Origin of the sequence: Rhodococcus sp. WS1 (assembly GCF_003797745.1) — a bacterium.
Taxonomy (GTDB): Bacteria; Actinomycetota; Actinomycetes; order Mycobacteriales; family Mycobacteriaceae; genus Rhodococcus_F; species Rhodococcus_F erythropolis.
In genome coordinates this window covers 35,411-52,198 of record NZ_RKLZ01000004.1, presented here as the reverse complement: position 1 = coordinate 52,198, position 16,788 = coordinate 35,411, and the positions used below count along the sequence as shown (strand labels likewise).

Sequence of the window (16,788 nt, the reverse complement as noted above, 5' to 3'; positions counted from 1 at the left end):
CGGAGACGACGATGAGAGGGGCCGAGGTCGACGTCCGCGAGTGGGCCCGACACATGCTTGCTCCCGGCGCGGCCTGCATTCTCGACACCGAAACCGCTGACCTCGATTCCGCGGTAATCGAGGTCAGCGTCGTCGACGCCTTGACCGGCGCCGTTCTGCTGGACACTCTCGTCGACCCCGGCGGAATCGAGATCCACCCCGATGCCTACTCCGTCCACGGGCTCACCCTCGACGACCTCGTCGACGCACCCCGTTGGCCGATGGTTCTCGACGCCTTGATCGCGGTCACCGCTGGGCGAATGGTGCTTGCGTATAACGCAGACTTCGATCGCGCACGCATCCTCGACGACAGTCGCCGCCACGACGTACCCGCCGAGCACTTGGCCGATGCCGGCCGTTGGGATTGCATCATGAAGCGCCGAGCCGAAGCCGAAGGCGTCAACCGCTACACCCGCCTCGGCGCAGCCCATCGAGCGCGCGGCGACGCAGAGGCTGCCCGGAGGATTCTTCTCGAACTCGCCGGGCACTGAATTCATTCCACAAATCGTCGGCCCGGTTTCAGCTGGACCGGCCGACCTTCGTGGAAACTGTTCACCCGTCGCGCTATTCGGCGCAAAGAGTCGACTCCTGATCGCCACCAATGACGCTGGTCTGAATTGCACAATGCAATGATGCATTGTATTGTTAGGTCAACGTCAACCGAGAGGCTCCGAAAATGACCGTCATCACCGCCGAGATTGTGGAAACTGCGTTCGGGCTCGGAAACGACAGTGGCGATGCCCATCTGGTACTCGTCGGTGACGTCGTCAAGGTCCTTCCCGCGCGAGAAATCGACCGCTCGATGCTGCTCCTCGCCCCCTGGGAGGTGCTCGTCGAGATCGGCGAATACGCCACCGACTACGCCGCGGTCGCTGACGAACTCAACAACGACCCCTACCGTGGCAGGTACGCGCTCCCCGAAATCGCTTCGTGAGCTGCGAAATGTGGTGACCGAGCGCACCGGAACCTGCAACCCGAAGATGCCCTGACGGTGGGCAAACACCGCCAGGGCCGACAGTCACAGACAGGACCCGCGACCATGAACAATGCTATTCGCCCACACATCGGCCGACCCGCCGGCAGCCTGCAACGCCAGCGACAGCCGCGCGCCATCGCCACCCGGCGCGCGATCTTGGAGGCGTCGGCCGCGACATTCGACACCGAGGGCTACGCCGCAGCCAGTATCAACACGATCATTGCCAACTCTCGCATCACCAAAGGCGCACTCTATTTCCACTTCGCGTCCAAAGGATCCATCGCCCACCAACTCATCGAGGACTGGGACACCGTAGTCGCACAAGCCTTTTCCTCCGCGGCGGAAACTGGCGAACCGGTCGTGACACAACTGCGATCCATCTTTGCGACCCTCGCCCGTCAGGTCGACGAAGACCGGACGGTTCGCGCCGGAATGAAGCTCACCCTCGACCCGTCCGTCGAAGGCGCGAACACGTCGTACCGACGCTGGATCGACAACACCAGTGACCTCGTCGAAGTGGCGATCGCATCCGGCGCGATCAAAGACACCTCGCATGGCCACCGTCTCGCCTGGAATCTCTGCGCAGGCTTCTCCGGGGCGGCCAACGCTGTCGCAGTCCTGCGAGAAGACCTGGACCTTCCGACCCGAGTCGACGACCTAGTCACAGTGCATCTGAATCTAGTCGAGTGAACTGAGGGAAAAGGGTAGCGAGGCAACGAACTTGGAACGTATGAGGGCGTTCCAGCCCTTAAAGCGCAAGTGGCCCACCCCCGGCGAGTACACAGCCGGTTGGCGGGCCATTATGCGTTGCGGGTAGAGATACCCCTTCGATACTCGCCCCTCCGCACTCATACGATATGCCCCGCCGAAATGATGCGGCAACCACTTTCTGTAACACCTCAGCATCGGTCTTTGTGCAGCTCACCCCACTCAATTTCGAAAGTATGTTCGACTATGGTGGTGCGATAAGGCTATGACGGAGGAGGTCAGCACCTGTGACCACCGACCCGGACACGCTCGCGGAACTGTCTCCCGCTGGCCGCATCGAGGCACTACGTCGACGCATGGCCTCGATACCCGCACGCACCGACGGCTCCGCCGCCCCCGCCGTACCCACGGAACGGGCCGAAGCGCGATTCGAGACGCGCCCAGAAACGATCACCGAATCGGCGACCAGTGTCCTCGAAGTCCCGTCGGCGATCGCCACACTTCTCCCCAGACGCGGACTCGCACGCGGGTCGGTCGTGGCCGTCGACGGAGCGTCATCGGTCCTGCTGAGTCTGCTCGCCTCGGTGACCGGCAGCGGCAAGCATGCTGCGATCATCGGCCTACCGAAACTGGGTTTGCTTGCTGCGACGGAAATGGGGGCGGACCTGTCCCGATGTGCCTTGATTCCCTCCCCAGGTTCTGCGGCGATCGACGTGGCAGCGATCTTGCTGGACGGGATGGATCTCGTTGTCCTCGGCCTTGCCGGCGCGGTCGTTCCGCCGACCCGAGCACGCGCTGTGGTTGCTCGTGCGCGCAGCAAGGGCGCGTGCCTTGTAGTCACCGACGGGCGGTGGGATGGAGCAGACATCCGCATCGACTCGCATGTGGCCGGCTATACCGGATCGGGCAAGGCTACGGGCGCATCACAGGCATTTCCGTCGATGTCGAATTAAGTGGCAGGGGAGTGCGCCCAAGGTCCGCCAGATTTGATCTGAGCGCCACAGATGGCGTCGTGGGATGGAACCCTCACACGCCCGAACAGTCCGCACCGCTACCGCTTCCACACGCACTATGACCGCTCCCGATTTCACCGGCTGTGAACCCTGGCCACTGACCCCCACGCTGCACCAGCTCGCCGAGCCCAAGTCGGTCGTGGTGGAGATGAACCGTGCCCTGCCGCTGGCCAAGAACGCGCAGCGACCCGACCGGCTGCCACTACGAGTGCTCGCGGGCGGACTCCGGTTGGAGGGCACCATGCCCGGTGACCTCTATGCGTGGGCACGGCTCAGCGACGGACAGTGGCTCTGTTGTGTGAAGATTCACGCCACGACGGGCGACGGTAAAACAGGATTGGACCTGTGGTTATGGGTTACCTCCGATGCGGTCAGTGCCGCACAATAGAAACTGCCCGCACGGCGCACCGTGCGGGCAGAGAGTGCGCTGTCGATCAGAGGGTCAGCGGTTCCCGAACAGGGGTGCGGTCAGGCGCTGCCACAGGCTGCGCGGTGCATTCGCACGAGCGATGGCGTCCGCCTCGGCTTGTTCCGCCGCCTCTTGGGCAGCGATGCGGGCACGTGCTTCGGCGCGATTTTGTTTCATCCTCTCGGAGTGATCGTTGACACTGCCACGCGTGTTTTCCACGACTCGCTCGGCGAGTTGAATCAAATCCGGGCTTGCCCCGTACGTGGGCGTGTTCCGATTGGTCATCACTAGCGGCGAATTCTCGTCCCAATCACCGGTTTCCAGGTCTCGGATGAGAACACCATTGAAGAGCGCATCCTTGGTCGCCAAACTAAAGGCCCATCGCTCGGCCGGACCGTCTTCGTCCTCGTGGACGTAACGAAGCCTGTGGAACCTGGCGGCGAGGCCGCCCTCATCGAGGTAGCTCTCGACGAGCCTCCACTCTCGGTGTTCTGGTGAGACGTCCTTCAGTTCGAGTCTGTTCTCTTCGAGCACCTCGCGGACTTCCGTCAGCGTCTCGAAGTAGCCGCTGACCAGCGGGTGCATCACCTGATGGTGGTAGACATCTGACATGTAGTGCTCCCCCTTGTGAATGGCCGTCGATGCCACTGTGCCACGAACTCCCGGTCAGGCAGCGGGAGCGACGCGCACGAGTCCGGGGCGTGCGTGCGGTGCTCTGCGGTCCGCTGACCTGCACGTGTTCCGGTTTTGCACAAAGATACGAGAGTCCGGATACGGCGATGCCCCGACGACGTCGCCGGGGCATCAGGAGGTGTTCAACTGCCGACTCGTCAGCAAGTTAACGCCACGGAATCGGTCAATCGCGCATACGCCTGGTCTCGGCCTCGCGCCGGATTTCCGGCGCGCAGAGAATGACCAACGCGACAGCGGACACCACGGCCAGACACACACCGCAGGCGACACCAGCAAGGTACGGGGTGAAGGCGAGAAAGATGGTCGCGAGTGCGAACCCGCCCGCGATGCCGGCCACTCCTGCCCTGATCGTTGTTTCGCGCACTCGCCGAGTTGCCTTCGGAATCATGGGTTCGGCGCTTCCATCGGTGCCCGGCCAGGTCTGTGACCGAACATCAGCGCAGATAGGGCAGTAGCTTTCGTCCCTGGCCTGCGTCCACCCTCGTTCCAGGCTGGATTCGGTTTCAGCGCAACCGTTTTCGTTCTCCTCGGTGGTGATTCCACACCCGTTGCAGCTCAGATATGGCGACGTCATCGTCATCGTTGCTCGCCGTCGACGCTCGGCGGACTCACGGGCAGCAGTACCGCGGCGATGCGCGTCCCTTCCCATCGCGATGGCCGGCGGCTGACTTCCGATCTTCCATCGACGAGGTCGTGCAGCGATCGGGCTATCTGATCGTCGGTTTCGTAGCCGTTCCCCCAGATGCTGGCCGGTCCTCGAACACCGCGGTTGTTGTCGATGACTGTGTAGACGACGCCCTCGCCTTCGGGGTTCGGCCTGGTGAGGATGACGAATTGGTGGTCGTCGGATACTGCACGGACGGTCCACCACAGGTCTGCCGGTTGAACGAACTGCACACGGTGCCCGGCAGTGAGGGAACATGCCGTGATCGTAGAGGGTGAGGATCGTGTTGCGATGCTCATGATGCGCTCTGCTCTCTGTGGTGGGGGATCGGAGATGGGTGTCAGCAGTTCGTGGTGGGAGCGATGCCGGCGAAGCGGTCGTCGAGGAACTTGAGTGCGCCGGGTAGGCCGATTACCGCCGCCGAGAGGTGGTCGGGTGCGGAGACGACATCGGAGGTGACCGGCAGCCCGGCTTCGCAGTATCGCGCCATTGTCGAGTCGATCGCCTCGACCGGGATCAGGACGTCGGTTCCGGAGTGCCACTCGTACACAGGGGCATTGGGCACCGAAGAAACGTCTTCGACGCTGTTGTCGGCGAACACGGCCTGAATGCTCGTGCTGTCGAGCAGCGCCATGCCGACATCAGGATCCGCGACATCGGCAAGGGATCGGCCGGCGCCGTACAACATGATCTCGTTGGTGCAGGCATTCGCGATCTGATCACGCAGCTGCTGCCCGGCACTATTGAGCTGACTCGTGATCGGCATACGGTCCGGGTATTCACGTTCGAGGCCGAGCGCGGCGGCCATAGCCAGCCCGAATGCCGGGTGTTTTTGCTGGCCCAGGGCCTTGGCCATCTTGTCGATGTTCATCGGAGCACCGCCGTAGGCGCTGCCCGCGAGCTCGAGTTCCGGAGCGTAGGTCGGGGCGATCGCCGCGGCCATTGCCGTCGCCATTCCGCCGCCGGAGTAGCCGGTCATCCCAACGGGGCTCGCGCCTAGGCCGAGCGCGTCGAATCGTTGCGCGGCGCGGATGCCGTCGAGGGTGATCTGTCCACCGAGCTTGACCGCCCCGTAGGCGCTGGACGGGCCGAGATGGTCGGGGATGGCCACCGACCATCCCTTCGCGATGGCGACATTGAGGCCAGGGGCTTCGCGGATCGCCAGCTTCGGATCGTCGGTGTACATCGCGGTCGACGGCGCACAGCCGAGCCCCAGAGCATTGATGATGTGCTGATAGGACAACAACGGCCGACCCGGCGCGGCGCCGCGAGGTGAAAGCACGGTGGTCACCGCAGCAATCGGGTGACCCTCGGAGTTCGTCGACCGGAACTTCAGCTGCACCGCATCGGTGTTGAGAAAGCCTGCCGGCGCCGATACTGGGCGCGCCGCGAGCACATCACCAGGTCGGTGATCGGCCAGATCGCCGGGTGAGGCGTAGAAGCTGTCGGTCAACGCGGCCGGGTAGATGATCGGCGACGCACTCGCTGCCGGGGCGAGGGCAACGACCGCGGCGGTGCCGGCAGCACAAGCGGTCAGAAGAGCAGCGATAGTTCGGACGTGTGATCGCGGGGCGATGGGGCGCATTCCTCAGCTTTCGTCGAAGTCCAAGCGCAGTGCATCGCTCACGAGCGCGACTGGCCGGGTGAGTCACCGAGCGGCTCGATGACCTGCGCATCGTGTCCGAAATCGGGCGTTGAACTCAACGGGGTGTCCCCTGATTCGGAGGGCGAGCAGGCGCCCGCCCGGCCGACCTTTCGAGGAGCGAGGGGACGTGTCGTCTTCCCAGGTGAAAGGCTATTTATAGACCTCTAGGATCAGCGATCCGGACGATCGAACCCGGCAGAGCTGTCCGGCGGTGCGTCGCGCTCCTCCGGTTTCTCCACGATGAGTGGCCTCACCCCAGCCTTGTACCGAAACCCCCACCAGCCATTCGGCAAAAGAACCATTCCGGCCTGACCCTCGTCAGGCGGCGGACTCCAGCCCTCGTCCGGGGCAGGGGTTCGAGTCATATCGACAGTGTCTCAACCTCCCGAAAACAGCCGCGAAGCAGGACAAACCCGCGCACAGTGGACAGATAAGTCCCGCCACGGGAAAGCCAGTGCCGCCGATGCTCGCCACACTCGGCAATCCACCCACGGGGGAGCGCTGGGCATTCGAGTCGAAATGGGATGGCCAAAGAGCAATCGCCACAACAGGTTCCAAGGACCCGGCGCTCTGGTCGCGAAACGGAAACGACATCAGCGCCTCGTTCCCCGAGATTCTCGACGCACTCAGCGCGGTTCTCGATCACCGTGAAACCGTCCTCGACGGCGAAATCGTCGCACTCGGACCCGACGGTGTGCCGTTCTTCTCCCTTTTGCAGCGCCGGATGCACGTCCTGCGGCCCACCGCTCAGCTCCGCAACGAGGCGCTGACCTCGTACTATGTGTTCGACATCCTCGACGTCGACGGCACATCGACGACCGAGCTGCCCTACCTCGAGCGCCGTGAAGCGCTCGCCAATCTCAGCCTGCAACATCCACGCATCAAAGTTCCGCCGCACTGGCTCAATGTCGACGGACCGACCATGTTGGAAGTTGCAAAGAAGCACCATCTGGAAGGTATCGTTGCCAAAAATATTTCCTCGATCTACCAGCCCGGCAAGCGATCTCGGGATTGGTTGAAGACCCCGTTGAGGGCTAATTGTGAGGCCGTTTTGTGCGGATTCATCCCTGGATCGGGTGGCGCAAAGGCGGAGTCGGTTCGTTGATCCTTGGGGCCCACGACGACACTGGTAATGCGCGATAACCGAACGTGCTGAATTGTGCGGAGTTCGTCGACTTGGTAGAAACTTTGCCGGATTATATATGAAGCGGTTTCCTGTTAATAGGGGCGTGGCCCGCAATTTGGATGCGTCGGTGTGGGATCGGCCTGGACCCCGAGCGTAGGAGATATTCGATGCGCCCTCCTCTAGTCGCCACTAGACAATAGGAACCGAAATAGATTCCGCCAAAACATGTTCGGTCTCTGAATGCGGTCGCGGGATGACCTGAGAGGCCGCAACTGATCCCGCGCGCAGTGCCGCTACCTTCCCCGCGTCCACGGAGGCAGCGACGGCGCCGACGTCACCACGGACCATTACCGTGACGAGACCATTTCGTAGTGTCCGGCAACCGACCAAGGTGACATTGGCGGCCTTCACCATCGCATCGGCGGCCTCTATTGCTGCAACAAGACCTTCGGTTTCGATCAAACCGACTGCTCCACTGCTCATTTCAAATCCTCTCTGAAATCCGACTGTGCAATACCAAGGAGGGAATCGGTATCCCCATATGTAAGGCCGATCAGGGAAACACTCGGCCTGCCACTGCTGACGATGTCGCGGTCGCTTCCCTGCAGAGGCTGTTTCGCTCGAATTTCTGACGTACTAGCGACCAACCCCGATTCCGCCACCTTCAATCGATGTACAAACGGCACAATCGACGGAACCAGACCGGTCGATGTTCCCGACGACAATGCTGGCGACAGCAGCCGATCGATCGGAGCATTCGGAACATTGAGGTTTATTGCGAACCCCGACTTCAGTGCATCCCCCGCGTGATCGATCATGCCAACGGCTGACTTCGCTGCGGAGTCCCAGTGCAGTATGTCGTCCACGTTGCCATTGTCTTCGTCTTCGAGGCACAGCGAAACAGCAATCGCGGGGATCGCGTGCATGACTGCGGTTAAGGCTGCGCCGAATGTTCCCGAGTGCACGACGGCAGTACCGAAGTTGGATCCGAGGTTGATTCCGGACATCACCAGATCCGGGGGCGGGCCGAAGCATCCGAGTACCGACCACAATACGATCATGGCCGGCTCGGCTGCTACTGCAAGGTCGTCTGTTCCGAGCCCGAGATCACGGCGTTCGACCATCTCGTGGACTGAAACGGTCAGTGCTGCGATTCCCGCACCCGCGCCGCTGGCCTGTACTGTCGGTGCGATCACGCGGACAGTGTGACCCGCTGCAGAAACAGCGGCGGCGAGAGTGTGTAGTCCGGGTGAGTCGATACCGTCGTCGTTGGTGACGACTACATTCAGCTTCTTCACAGCACGGCCTGCTGTACAGCGGCGAGCAGTTCTGCACTCGGGGTTTCGAAGTCCGTCGTCACTGACACCCGCTCCGGACTCACGACGCGAGGGGAGTTGGGGCGGGAAATAGTGCCACGTGGATCACTCGATAGCGAGGCCGAAGAACTAACAGACACAATATTTTTGAGCGCTGCGGCGCCAGATATTCTCCGGGCAATACGAGGCGGCACCGTCGACGTTGGATTTCGTGCTGTCGAAATGGTGCAGGCACATTGTGAATCGTCGATCTCAGTGTGGGTCGATCCTTGAAAGAGATGCGCGATGATCTCCTGCGGCCAGATCGCCACAAACTCGGCGCCGGCTGCGACCAACTGCTCTTCGCTGTGCATTCCCCAGGCAACGCCGACCGCCCGAATTCCAGTCTTGCGTGCTGCCTCGACGTCGCCGACCGTATCGGTAATGATCACAGTCGATCCTGGTTCAGCGATTTCTCTGACGCTGCTGCTCTCGTCGAAGTACGCCGAGCACAGCCGTCCTGATCCGCGCGCGGCGTCACTCTGGAATCGCTCGATGCCACGCGCTTTGTCTGGTTCGACGTCTCCGCCGAAAACATGTCCGAAGCAGTAGGCAAGGCCGTTCTGCTGAAGTATCCGGCGGATGACCTCGGTGGCGTTGGACGACAACACGGCAAGGGTCGAATGCGGTACCAGAGAACGGACTACATCGATCATGCCTGGGATCATCATCGGCGCGTAGTCGACTTTGAGCGCCGCCATGAAGTCGTCCTCTACGACGCTTGCCTTCACTTCATCCGCGCACACCGATCGCAGCGATGCAAAGAAGTTGTGCGCGAACAGTTCATAGAACTGATCGGGTGTGGAGATCGGGATGTGGTGCTTTGCGGCGATCTTCTCGAAGACCCGCCACGATGCTTCACGCGTCTGTACTAGCGTTCCGTCGAGGTCGAAGATCACCGCTCCCGGTGGCTGTGGGGCGCACACCTCACACCCCGCGAGCGTGGGGGTCGGCGTAGATCTTGCACAAGGTCTGCGGCCCGATGAAATCTTGGATCTCGCCCCAGCCTTCCAGTCCGTCATGACGCCACTCGGCGAGCACGTTGTAGCCGACGGTCCCGGGGCCGGCCTGCCAAGGGAAAGACGTCCTTCCCAGTCCTGTCAGCGAGTATGCGCGTCCATCGCCGTCCACGAGTTCGAGTTCGACGGCCTTGGCGAAAAATCCTTGACGAACTGTACGTCCCCGTCCTGCCGCCAGCCCGCGTAGTCGACCATGGTCGACGATGTACCCGTGCTGGAGGGTGAGCTCGGTAGGTGCATCGGGTCCGCCACTCGGGTCGAAGTCGAAAATCCCGTGGAACGCAAGATCTTTCGAGAAATGTGCGTGCAGCCAACTCATGGTGTGCCCCTGATGTTCCGACCTCAGGCCCCAACTGTGATCCATTGTGGAGATGCAATCGACCGGGAACTTCTGACCGCGAAGGTTGACCTCACCCTCGAAATGTCCGGTCTGGTCGAAATGGCCTGCATAGGCTTCGCCCCACGCGAAGACGCCATCATCGGCTTGCGCGGCGACGATGGGATCTTGCTTCGGATCGTGAATGTCGAAGGCTTCGGACAGCGCCGTGTATCGGAATGCCAGCGATACGCCGTCGCCGTTGTCGAATTCGACGTCCCAAACCCGGTTCGGCTCAGGCGAACTCACGTGCAGGCCGTTCGCAAGGGTGTAGTCCCGCAGATTGCGAGGCTCCGGAATGGCAAGGTGGTGTTGCGCGTCCCAGTACTCTGCCTGCCAGGGTGCCTCGACGAACTTGGAGTTCATCGCGACCGTGGAGATCACCACACCCGCATTCGGGCGGAAGAGTGCGTACACGCCTACATTGAGCGCTGCCTCGGGTACGTAGAAACCGAAGAAATTGGTTTCCGCCCACGTCGGGTCGTCGCTGGTGGGCGTGTGGAAGTCCGCATCGACATCCTTGATCATCTCGTCGATCCTCCTGCTACTGCGCGCTGTTCAAACGGCAATAGTCGTAGTTCTCTCAACCGGCCGGTCCGGGTGATAGTAACCAGCGTGCCGGGCAACAAGAGTCGTGCACCACATCGCAGGGAGACAATCCCGTCAGGCAGTTCTATCTCTTGAAGATAACGCGCGTGTGGGCGGAGTCGCCGTAGCGTCCTGAGCAGGGATCCTGTCTCCCACAACAACTGTGACGCGACGAAGCTCCCGCACGGCGGCGCGGATTCGCGCATCGTCTGATCGACCTCAAGGAAGGCTGTACCGGACATGAAGCTTGCACGAGTCGTCGGACAAGTCGTCGCCACCGCGAAAGCACCCCAGCTCTCCGGTATGACGATCCTGCTTGTCGAAGATTTCACAGACAACAGTGCAACGGGACAGTACGCCGCCGTAGATCTGATCGGCGCAGGTCAAGACGAGATAGTGCTGGTGGCCACCGGAAGCGGCGCACGAATCGCTGCGGGAGCCGAGACCGTTCCCACCGATGCCGCCATAGTCGCCATCGCCGACACGATCATCACGCACGGCTCGGTGAGCTACTCCAAGTAGCGACCGACCGACGACCATCCGCTCGAACCCCCACCTGAACGAAGACAACACGGAGGACACCATGGCAACAACACCGAACACCTTGCCCGCTCGCGGCGCTGGCGCACTCGGACTCATCGAAACGAAAGGACTCGTCGGAGCGATCGAAGCCGCTGACGCCATGGTCAAAGCGGCCAATGTCCAGATCCTGGGTCACCGCGAGATCGGCGGCGGTCTCGTCACCGTGATGGTTCGCGGCGACGTCGGAGCAGTCAAAGCCGCCACCGACGCTGGGGCAGTCGCTGCAGGCAAGGCCGGCGAGGTCGTTTCTGTCCACGTCATCCCGCGTCCCCATGACGAGACCGAGTCGATCCTCGCCACCCTCACTCGTCCAAAGGGAGCGTAACTGCAGTGTTCAGCCTCATCGCCCGCGCTGAACCTTCAGGAAGGAGTTCCCAGTGACAACCGCTTTGAATGCCGACCTGGAAGCAATCGCAGATGTACGCGCCCAGGTCACGGCAACACGACGTGCTTTCGAAGCAATCGACGGCGCCGACCAGGACTGGCTCGACAACATCGTGCGCGCCATGGCTAAAGCTGGGTACGAAGCGTCCGAAGAATTGGCTCGGATGGCCGTCGACGAGACCGGATACGGCGTCTACGAGAACAAGATCATCAAGAACCGATTCAACACCGGTTACGTCGCCGACTGGATGCTCGAACGGCGAGCCGTAGGTGTCCTGTGGGCCGATCAGCAGAACAAGGTCACCGCGATCGGATCCCCCATGGGAGTCATCGCCGCGATCATTCCGGTTACCAATCCGACCGCCACAGTACTTTTCAAAAGCCTCGCTGCGGTCAAGGCGGGTAACGCGATTGTTCACGCACCTCACCCGCGAGCTGTGAAATGTTCGGCGAAGGCCGCAGAAATCATGGCCGACGCTGCGGTCACGGCCGGCGCACCCGAACATCTGATCGCATGTCTGACGCAGCCGACACTCGAATCGACCCGCGAGCTCATGCGTCACACCGACGTCCAGTTGGTGTTGGCGACCGGAGGGCCCGCCATGGTCGCTGCTGCATACTCGAGTGGCAAGCCGACGATCGCTGTCGGTGCCGGGAACGTGCCCGCCTACGTCGACCGAACAACCGCTGATTTGACGGAAGCAGCGACGATGATCGTCACCTCGAAGGCGTTCGACAACGGTACGGCGTGCGTTGCCGAGCAGTCTGTCGTGTTGGACGAGAAGATCGCCGATGTCTTCGTCGCAGAGTTGACCTCTGCAGGAGCAGCATGGCTGACGGCCGATCAGCAGAAAGCCTTGGTTGCCACACTCTTCGACGAGCGCGGTGGACTGCGGCCGAACGCAGTGGGCCAGTCGGCAATCCGACTGGCAGAGATGTCCGGCTTTGCCGTGCCTGGCTCAACCAAGGTTCTCGCAGCGGCAATGACCGAAGTCGGAGACCACGCACTTCTGTCACGGGAAATTCTCGGCCCGGTTTTGTCGATCTACCGCGAACCCGATTTCCAGTCGGGCTGGCGTCGGTGCCGAGAAATCCTCGCGCTCGGCGGCGAAGGGCACACCGTTGCCGTGCATGCCACCAACCCTGACGTTATCGCGAAATTCGGTCAGTTACCTGCCGGCCGGATCGTCGTGAACACCCCGGCACTCTTCGGCGGAATGGGCTATTCGACCAATATCGATCCGTCCTTCCAGATCGGTACCGGAACGTGGAGCGGTTCGATCTGCTCCGACAACGTCACGCCGCTGCACCTGGTCAACATCAAGCGTGTTGCACACGAAGCGAGGCCATGGCGAGGGGTGTTCTCCTGATGGAGACCATCGATGTCGCTGCCGTCCTCGAAGACGCTCACAGCTGCATTCGGTCGAGCCGCCAGCCGGTGGGGCGTCTGCGGACGGGAGTGGACTTGGGGACCGCTACCTGCGTCATCACCGTCATCGATGACGATGACCAACCTGTGTGGATCGACTTCGACCGTACCGCCGCCGTGCGCGACGGAGTGGTTGTCGACTTCGCTGCAGCAGTGAACGCAGTTCGGCAACTGAAGGCTCGCGCAGAAGACGAGCTAGGCCGCGAACTGCTCACTGGAGCAACTGCCTTTCCACCCTGTATCGGTGAAGCGGACAGTCGTGCCTGCCGATTCGTGCTCGAAGGCGCCGGGTTCGAAGACGTCGCCCTTGTCGACGAGGTCACTGCCGCCAACAACACGCTCGGCATCAAAGACGGTGTCGTGGTGGACGTGGGTGGAGGTTCTACCGGCGTGGGAGTCCTACGTGACGGTGAACTCGTCGCGTTGGACGACCGCGCCGGTGGCGGCCATCATCTCGATCTCGTTCTTGCCGGCGCATTGGGTATCGATCTCGCTGAGGCGGAGAAACGAAAAAGGGCAGGACACCACGATTACTTGGCCATCTTGCGCCCTGGAATCGAGAGAATCGCCTCCTCCATCCGCGATTTGACTACTGGCGCAGATGAACTCGACGTGCATCTAGCCGGAGGCGCGCTCATGTTGCCTGGTGCGGACACCGTCATCAGCAAATTTCTGGGCAGAGAAGTGCGTTCCTACCCGCACGCTCTGCTCATCACCCCACTCGGAATCGCGAGGTATGCGTCATGACAGGCACAGCAACACTACGGACCTACGCGTTCATCGACCGAATGCAGCCGCAGTGCGCGGCTCACATCGCGGCCACCAGTCCCGGAGATCCGCCCCTTGCCGGGATGGCCGAGTTGTTCGTCGAAATGGCGCCGGGCAACGAAGTGTTCAAGGCCGCCGACATCGCACTGAAGGCGGCCGGAGTGCGTCCGGCACTGCAGATTATCGAGCGCGAGTTCGGCCTCCTCGAAATTCACTCGGAGCATCAAGCCGAGGTTCTCGCTGCCGGCGAGGCGATGCTCGGATCGCTCGGGATGAAAGAAAGTGACCGCATCAAACCGGTCATCGCCTCGACGCAGTTCATCACCAATGTGCACGGGTATCAAGCGCAGCTGATCAACAAGTGGCGCAAAGGCACACTGTTGATGCCTGGTTCGAGCCTTTTCATCATGGAAGTTGCACCCGCTGCATACGTCACTCTGGCGGCCAACGAAGCAGAAAAAGCTGCCGACATCGATGTCATCGAGATTCGTGCTGTCGGTCGCTTCGGCCGAATGTTTTTGGCCGGCAACGAAAGCGAAGTTGCTGTTGCCCGCGATGCCGCGGTAGCAGCCCTGGAGGCCCTCGACGGCCGGGAGGAGGCACGTCGATGACCGTCTTCGGCGTAAACGACGTCGAATCAGCGGCGTCGAACACGAACAGACTCGTTGTCTCCCGGCGCGACATCGTGACACCCCTTGCCCGCGAACTTGCTCGCGAGCGAGGAGTCGTCATCGAGGTAGCAACGAACCCTGGTACCTCTCAGACAGATTCGAATGTATCGACGTCCAGTCGCGATGCCACGTCTCCTTCGGAGGCCGTGAAGCAGTTTCGGCCCACTTCGTTTTTGGAACAGAAACCGCCAGCATATCTCAACCCGCCCTCACCTGCTTTCTATCGGCGCGGCGGTCCGTTGAATCCGGCTGTTGCACCCGCAGCTCTCTCGTCGGGGACAGACTCTGGGAGTTCATCGCCACATCCCGTGCGAGGTTCCGCTCGCGTCGAGAAAGTAGTCGTTGTCGGAGCCGGCCACGTCGGGATGATCACCGCACTCAAACTGGCCGAAGCCGATGCTATCGACGAAGTCGTCCTGGTCGATATCAACGAAGGGTTGGCAGCAGGGGTCGCGTTGGACCTCACGCACGTCACCTCCTTACTCGGTGTTCGCACGAAGATCACGGGTGTGGGTTCGATTGCAGCCGCAGGCCGCGCCGAGTACGTCGTGATAACCGCTGGGCGGGCCCGCCAGCCCGGGATGACGCGCGGCGATCTAGTCACCGTCAATGCGGAAATCGTCGGCACCCTCGCGAAAGACGTTGCTCGCACGTCGCCTGACTGCGTCGTCGTAGTCGTGACGAACCCGTTGGACGAGATGACACATCATGTTTGGGCCGAATCCGGCTTCCCACCCGAACGTGTCCTGGGCATGGCCGGCGTTCTGGACAGTGCACGATTCGAAGCGCTTGCAGCTTTGTCGGCGGGAGTGTCTCCGACAGAAGTATCCGCTCTCGCTCTCGGCAGTCACGGCGATGAAATGGTCATTCCGCTCTCCCTGGCAAGAATTGGAGCAGAACCGATCACGCGGCGCCTCCAAGCCTCGATTGTCGACGGTCTCGTCGACCGCGCACGAAACTCCGGCGCCGAAGTTGTCGGACTACTCGGTACCGGCAGTGCCTTCTTCGCACCGGGTGCCTCGGCAGCGAAGATGATTCTCGCAATGGCGACGGACTCGTCGGAGACCATCGCTGCCACAGTGCGCGCGGACGGCCAATATGGGATAACGGGGACGTTCGTGGGGCTCCCGGTTCAGCTCGGCCGCAAGGGACTACGGCGCATCGTCGACCTCCCCCTCACCGAGACCGAACGTGCCCAGCTGAAGATCGCGGCAGAGAAAATCACCGCGCGCGTAGCCGATCTCGATCGGACGGTGGTACGCGCATGAGAGCTGTCGTGTTCGCAGGCGTCAACGATGTTCGAGTCGCCGAAGTGCCGGATCCGGTTCTCGAAGCACCGACCGATGCACTTGTCCGGGTTCGACGTGCCGCCGTGTGTGGGACGGATCTCCACACGATTGCTCATCCGGACGGTATTTCCGCCGGATCGATACTCGGACACGAGTTCTGCGGTGAGGTGGTCGCCGCCGGGTCCGCGGTCAGACGGTTTGTGCCGGGTGCTCGTGTGAGCGGCGCAGATTTCACTGCTTGCGGGCAGTGTTGGTGGTGCCGCGGTGGCCATCAATGGGAGTGCGCCGAGCGGCAATTCTTCGGCACAGGAGAGGCCTTCGGTTCTGCGTTGGCTGGAGCGCAGGCCGAGATGGTGCGAGTGCCGTTCGCCGACAGCGTACTCGCACCCATCAGTTCGGGTGTCGGGTGGGATGCGGCGTTGTTCACCGGGGACATTCTCGCCACCGGATACGCGGCCGTTCAACAGAGTCGGATCTCACCAGGCGACACCGTTGCAGTGATCGGCGGCGGACCGGTCGGACAGTTCGCAAGCTTGTGCGCGCAGGCCTGCTCGGCTGGTCCGGTCGTCCTGATCGAACCAGTCGAGGCGCGTCGTACGTTTGCGCAGGAACATGGAGCTGTAACGGCAACACCGGAGTCCGCGCGCTCGGTGCTCGATGCGCTGACCGATGGCCGCGGCGCCGATGCGGTCATCGAGGCCGTCGGTGGCCCGCGAGGACTCGATACCGGATTGTCTCTGGTTCGCCGCTGCGGGACCCTTGTGTCGGTGGGTGTACATCCGCAGCCGACCTATCCCTTCCCGGTCTCGAGGGCTTTCGCTGACGAGCTCACGATCAGTTTTGCAATCGGCAATGCGATGCGGGACCGCGACCGGATCGACGGCTTGGTACGGTCGGGAGCAATAGACCCAACAGTAGTCATCGACTACCGGACCGACCTCGCCGGCGCCCCCGGTGCGTACGCCGCAATGGCCGAACGGCGAGTGATGAAGGCCGTAATCGACATTCCGTGACAATCTTGGTTCACAGAGCGCAATCACTGTTCACCGATTGT

General features: G+C 62.0%; 22 protein-coding genes. 13 read left to right on the top strand and 9 right to left on the bottom strand.

The window, feature by feature from the left end:
- Positions 1-11: 11 nt before the first annotated feature.
- From EEB12_RS28430 to EEB12_RS28410, 5 genes are all read left to right on the top strand, one after another.
- A complete protein-coding gene (locus EEB12_RS28430) occupies positions 12-530 on the top strand; it encodes a 3'-5' exonuclease (protein WP_141488965.1) in 519 nt (172 codons plus the stop codon).
- Positions 531-715: 185 nt separating this feature from the next.
- A complete protein-coding gene (locus tag EEB12_RS28425; protein ID WP_136471768.1) occupies positions 716-973 on the top strand; it encodes a hypothetical protein in 258 nt (85 codons plus the stop codon).
- 105 nt (positions 974-1,078) lie between these two features.
- Positions 1,079-1,705, top strand: a complete 627-nt coding sequence (locus EEB12_RS28420; protein ID WP_141488964.1) for a TetR/AcrR family transcriptional regulator — start codon at positions 1,079-1,081, stop codon at positions 1,703-1,705.
- 305 nt (positions 1,706-2,010) lie between these two features.
- Complete coding sequence (locus EEB12_RS28415; protein WP_141488963.1) at positions 2,011-2,676, top strand: hypothetical protein; 666 nt, start codon at positions 2,011-2,013, stop codon at positions 2,674-2,676.
- Positions 2,677-2,794: 118 nt separating this feature from the next.
- A complete protein-coding gene (locus EEB12_RS28410) occupies positions 2,795-3,124 on the top strand; it encodes a hypothetical protein (RefSeq protein WP_141488962.1) in 330 nt (109 codons plus the stop codon).
- A 54-nt stretch (positions 3,125-3,178) separates the two neighbouring features.
- On the opposite strand, the gene EEB12_RS28405 is transcribed toward EEB12_RS28410, so the two are convergent.
- The 5 genes from EEB12_RS28405 to EEB12_RS28385 form a co-directional block, all read right to left on the bottom strand.
- Positions 3,179-3,757, bottom strand: a complete 579-nt coding sequence (locus tag EEB12_RS28405; RefSeq protein ID WP_141488961.1) for a hypothetical protein — start codon at positions 3,755-3,757, stop codon at positions 3,179-3,181.
- Between the two features lie 244 nt (positions 3,758-4,001).
- On the bottom strand, positions 4,002-4,412 hold the full coding sequence (locus tag EEB12_RS28400; RefSeq protein WP_141488960.1) for a hypothetical protein: 411 nt from the start codon (positions 4,410-4,412) through the stop codon (positions 4,002-4,004).
- A 2-nt stretch (positions 4,413-4,414) separates the two neighbouring features.
- Positions 4,415-4,801, bottom strand: coding sequence for a hypothetical protein (locus EEB12_RS28395; RefSeq protein WP_141488959.1), 387 nt, complete (start codon positions 4,799-4,801; stop codon positions 4,415-4,417).
- A gap of 41 nt (positions 4,802-4,842) precedes the next feature.
- Positions 4,843-6,087, bottom strand: a complete 1,245-nt coding sequence (locus EEB12_RS28390; RefSeq protein WP_141488958.1) for a lipase family protein — start codon at positions 6,085-6,087, stop codon at positions 4,843-4,845.
- 230 nt (positions 6,088-6,317) lie between these two features.
- Positions 6,318-6,512, bottom strand: a complete 195-nt coding sequence (locus EEB12_RS28385; RefSeq protein ID WP_141488957.1) for a hypothetical protein — start codon at positions 6,510-6,512, stop codon at positions 6,318-6,320.
- Between the two features lie 98 nt (positions 6,513-6,610).
- On the opposite strand from EEB12_RS28385, the gene EEB12_RS28380 reads away from it, so the two are divergent.
- Positions 6,611-7,252, top strand: a complete 642-nt coding sequence (locus tag EEB12_RS28380) for an RNA ligase family protein (RefSeq protein ID WP_258537555.1) — start codon at positions 6,611-6,613, stop codon at positions 7,250-7,252.
- Between the two features lie 210 nt (positions 7,253-7,462).
- On the opposite strand, the gene EEB12_RS28375 is transcribed toward EEB12_RS28380, so the two are convergent.
- Genes EEB12_RS28375 through EEB12_RS28360 form a run of 4 tightly spaced genes read right to left on the bottom strand, consistent with a single transcriptional unit; the run spans position 7,463 to position 10,551 of the window.
- Positions 7,463-7,756, bottom strand: a complete 294-nt coding sequence (locus EEB12_RS28375; RefSeq protein WP_141488956.1) for a BMC domain-containing protein — start codon at positions 7,754-7,756, stop codon at positions 7,463-7,465.
- Positions 7,753-8,571, bottom strand: a complete 819-nt coding sequence (gene surE / locus EEB12_RS28370) for a 5'/3'-nucleotidase SurE (protein WP_141488955.1) — start codon at positions 8,569-8,571, stop codon at positions 7,753-7,755. The genes EEB12_RS28375 and surE overlap by 4 nt, the downstream gene beginning before the upstream one ends.
- Complete coding sequence (locus tag EEB12_RS28365; protein WP_181447652.1) at positions 8,568-9,554, bottom strand: HAD family hydrolase; 987 nt, start codon at positions 9,552-9,554, stop codon at positions 8,568-8,570. The genes surE and EEB12_RS28365 overlap by 4 nt, the downstream gene beginning before the upstream one ends.
- Position 9,555: 1 nt before the next feature.
- Positions 9,556-10,551, bottom strand: a complete 996-nt coding sequence (locus tag EEB12_RS28360) for a hypothetical protein (RefSeq protein ID WP_141488953.1) — start codon at positions 10,549-10,551, stop codon at positions 9,556-9,558.
- Between the two features lie 300 nt (positions 10,552-10,851).
- Here EEB12_RS28360 and EEB12_RS28355 point away from each other — a divergent pair, with 300 nt between their 5' ends.
- The 7 genes from EEB12_RS28355 (at position 10,852) to EEB12_RS28325 (ending at position 16,747) form a co-directional block, all read left to right on the top strand.
- Positions 10,852-11,133: a EutN/CcmL family microcompartment protein gene (locus EEB12_RS28355; protein WP_141488952.1), complete on the top strand. Its 282-nt coding sequence runs from the start codon at positions 10,852-10,854 to the stop codon at positions 11,131-11,133.
- 61 nt (positions 11,134-11,194) lie between these two features.
- Positions 11,195-11,518: a BMC domain-containing protein gene (locus tag EEB12_RS28350; RefSeq protein WP_141488951.1), complete on the top strand. Its 324-nt coding sequence runs from the start codon at positions 11,195-11,197 to the stop codon at positions 11,516-11,518.
- A 52-nt stretch (positions 11,519-11,570) separates the two neighbouring features.
- Entirely contained in the window at positions 11,571-12,947 is a 1,377-nt protein-coding gene (locus EEB12_RS28345; RefSeq protein ID WP_141488950.1) for an aldehyde dehydrogenase family protein, read from the top strand.
- Positions 12,947-13,753, top strand: a complete 807-nt coding sequence (eutJ, locus tag EEB12_RS28340; protein ID WP_220095798.1) for an ethanolamine utilization protein EutJ — start codon at positions 12,947-12,949, stop codon at positions 13,751-13,753. The genes EEB12_RS28345 and eutJ overlap by 1 nt, the downstream gene beginning before the upstream one ends.
- Entirely contained in the window at positions 13,750-14,385 is a 636-nt protein-coding gene (locus tag EEB12_RS28335) for a hypothetical protein (protein ID WP_141488948.1), read from the top strand. Before eutJ ends, EEB12_RS28335 begins: the two co-directional genes overlap by 4 nt.
- A gap of 368 nt (positions 14,386-14,753) precedes the next feature.
- On the top strand, positions 14,754-15,713 hold the full coding sequence (locus EEB12_RS28330; protein WP_258537554.1) for a malate dehydrogenase: 960 nt from the start codon (positions 14,754-14,756) through the stop codon (positions 15,711-15,713).
- Entirely contained in the window at positions 15,710-16,747 is a 1,038-nt protein-coding gene (locus EEB12_RS28325; protein ID WP_141488946.1) for an alcohol dehydrogenase catalytic domain-containing protein, read from the top strand. The genes EEB12_RS28330 and EEB12_RS28325 overlap by 4 nt, the downstream gene beginning before the upstream one ends.
- The last annotated feature ends 41 nt before the right edge of the window (positions 16,748-16,788 follow it).

Bases quoted from the DNA above. Each gene is read 5' to 3' on its own strand.
- EEB12_RS28360 (WP_141488953.1), bottom strand. From the start codon at position 10,551: ATGATCAAGGATGTCGATGCGGACTTCCACACGCCCACCAGCGACGAC.
- EEB12_RS28410 (WP_141488962.1), top strand. From the start codon at position 2,795: ATGACCGCTCCCGATTTCACCGGCTGTGAACCCTGGCCACTGACCCCC.
- EEB12_RS28420 (WP_141488964.1), top strand. From the start codon at position 1,079: ATGAACAATGCTATTCGCCCACACATCGGCCGACCCGCCGGCAGCCTG.
- EEB12_RS28335 (WP_141488948.1), top strand. From the start codon at position 13,750: ATGACAGGCACAGCAACACTACGGACCTACGCGTTCATCGACCGAATG.
- EEB12_RS28385 (WP_141488957.1), bottom strand. From the start codon at position 6,512: ATGACTCGAACCCCTGCCCCGGACGAGGGCTGGAGTCCGCCGCCTGAC.
- EEB12_RS28355 (WP_141488952.1), top strand. From the start codon at position 10,852: ATGAAGCTTGCACGAGTCGTCGGACAAGTCGTCGCCACCGCGAAAGCA.
- EEB12_RS28325 (WP_141488946.1), top strand. From the start codon at position 15,710: ATGAGAGCTGTCGTGTTCGCAGGCGTCAACGATGTTCGAGTCGCCGAA.
- EEB12_RS28375 (WP_141488956.1), bottom strand. From the start codon at position 7,756: ATGAGCAGTGGAGCAGTCGGTTTGATCGAAACCGAAGGTCTTGTTGCA.
- EEB12_RS28395 (WP_141488959.1), bottom strand. From the start codon at position 4,801: ATGAGCATCGCAACACGATCCTCACCCTCTACGATCACGGCATGTTCC.
- EEB12_RS28425 (WP_136471768.1), top strand. From the start codon at position 716: ATGACCGTCATCACCGCCGAGATTGTGGAAACTGCGTTCGGGCTCGGA.
- EEB12_RS28430 (WP_141488965.1), top strand. From the start codon at position 12: ATGAGAGGGGCCGAGGTCGACGTCCGCGAGTGGGCCCGACACATGCTT.
- EEB12_RS28400 (WP_141488960.1), bottom strand. From the start codon at position 4,412: ATGACGTCGCCATATCTGAGCTGCAACGGGTGTGGAATCACCACCGAG.
- EEB12_RS28390 (WP_141488958.1), bottom strand. From the start codon at position 6,087: ATGCGCCCCATCGCCCCGCGATCACACGTCCGAACTATCGCTGCTCTT.
- EEB12_RS28380 (WP_258537555.1), top strand. From the start codon at position 6,611: ATGCTCGCCACACTCGGCAATCCACCCACGGGGGAGCGCTGGGCATTC.
- EEB12_RS28350 (WP_141488951.1), top strand. From the start codon at position 11,195: ATGGCAACAACACCGAACACCTTGCCCGCTCGCGGCGCTGGCGCACTC.
- EEB12_RS28405 (WP_141488961.1), bottom strand. From the start codon at position 3,757: ATGTCAGATGTCTACCACCATCAGGTGATGCACCCGCTGGTCAGCGGC.
- eutJ (WP_220095798.1), top strand. From the start codon at position 12,947: ATGGAGACCATCGATGTCGCTGCCGTCCTCGAAGACGCTCACAGCTGC.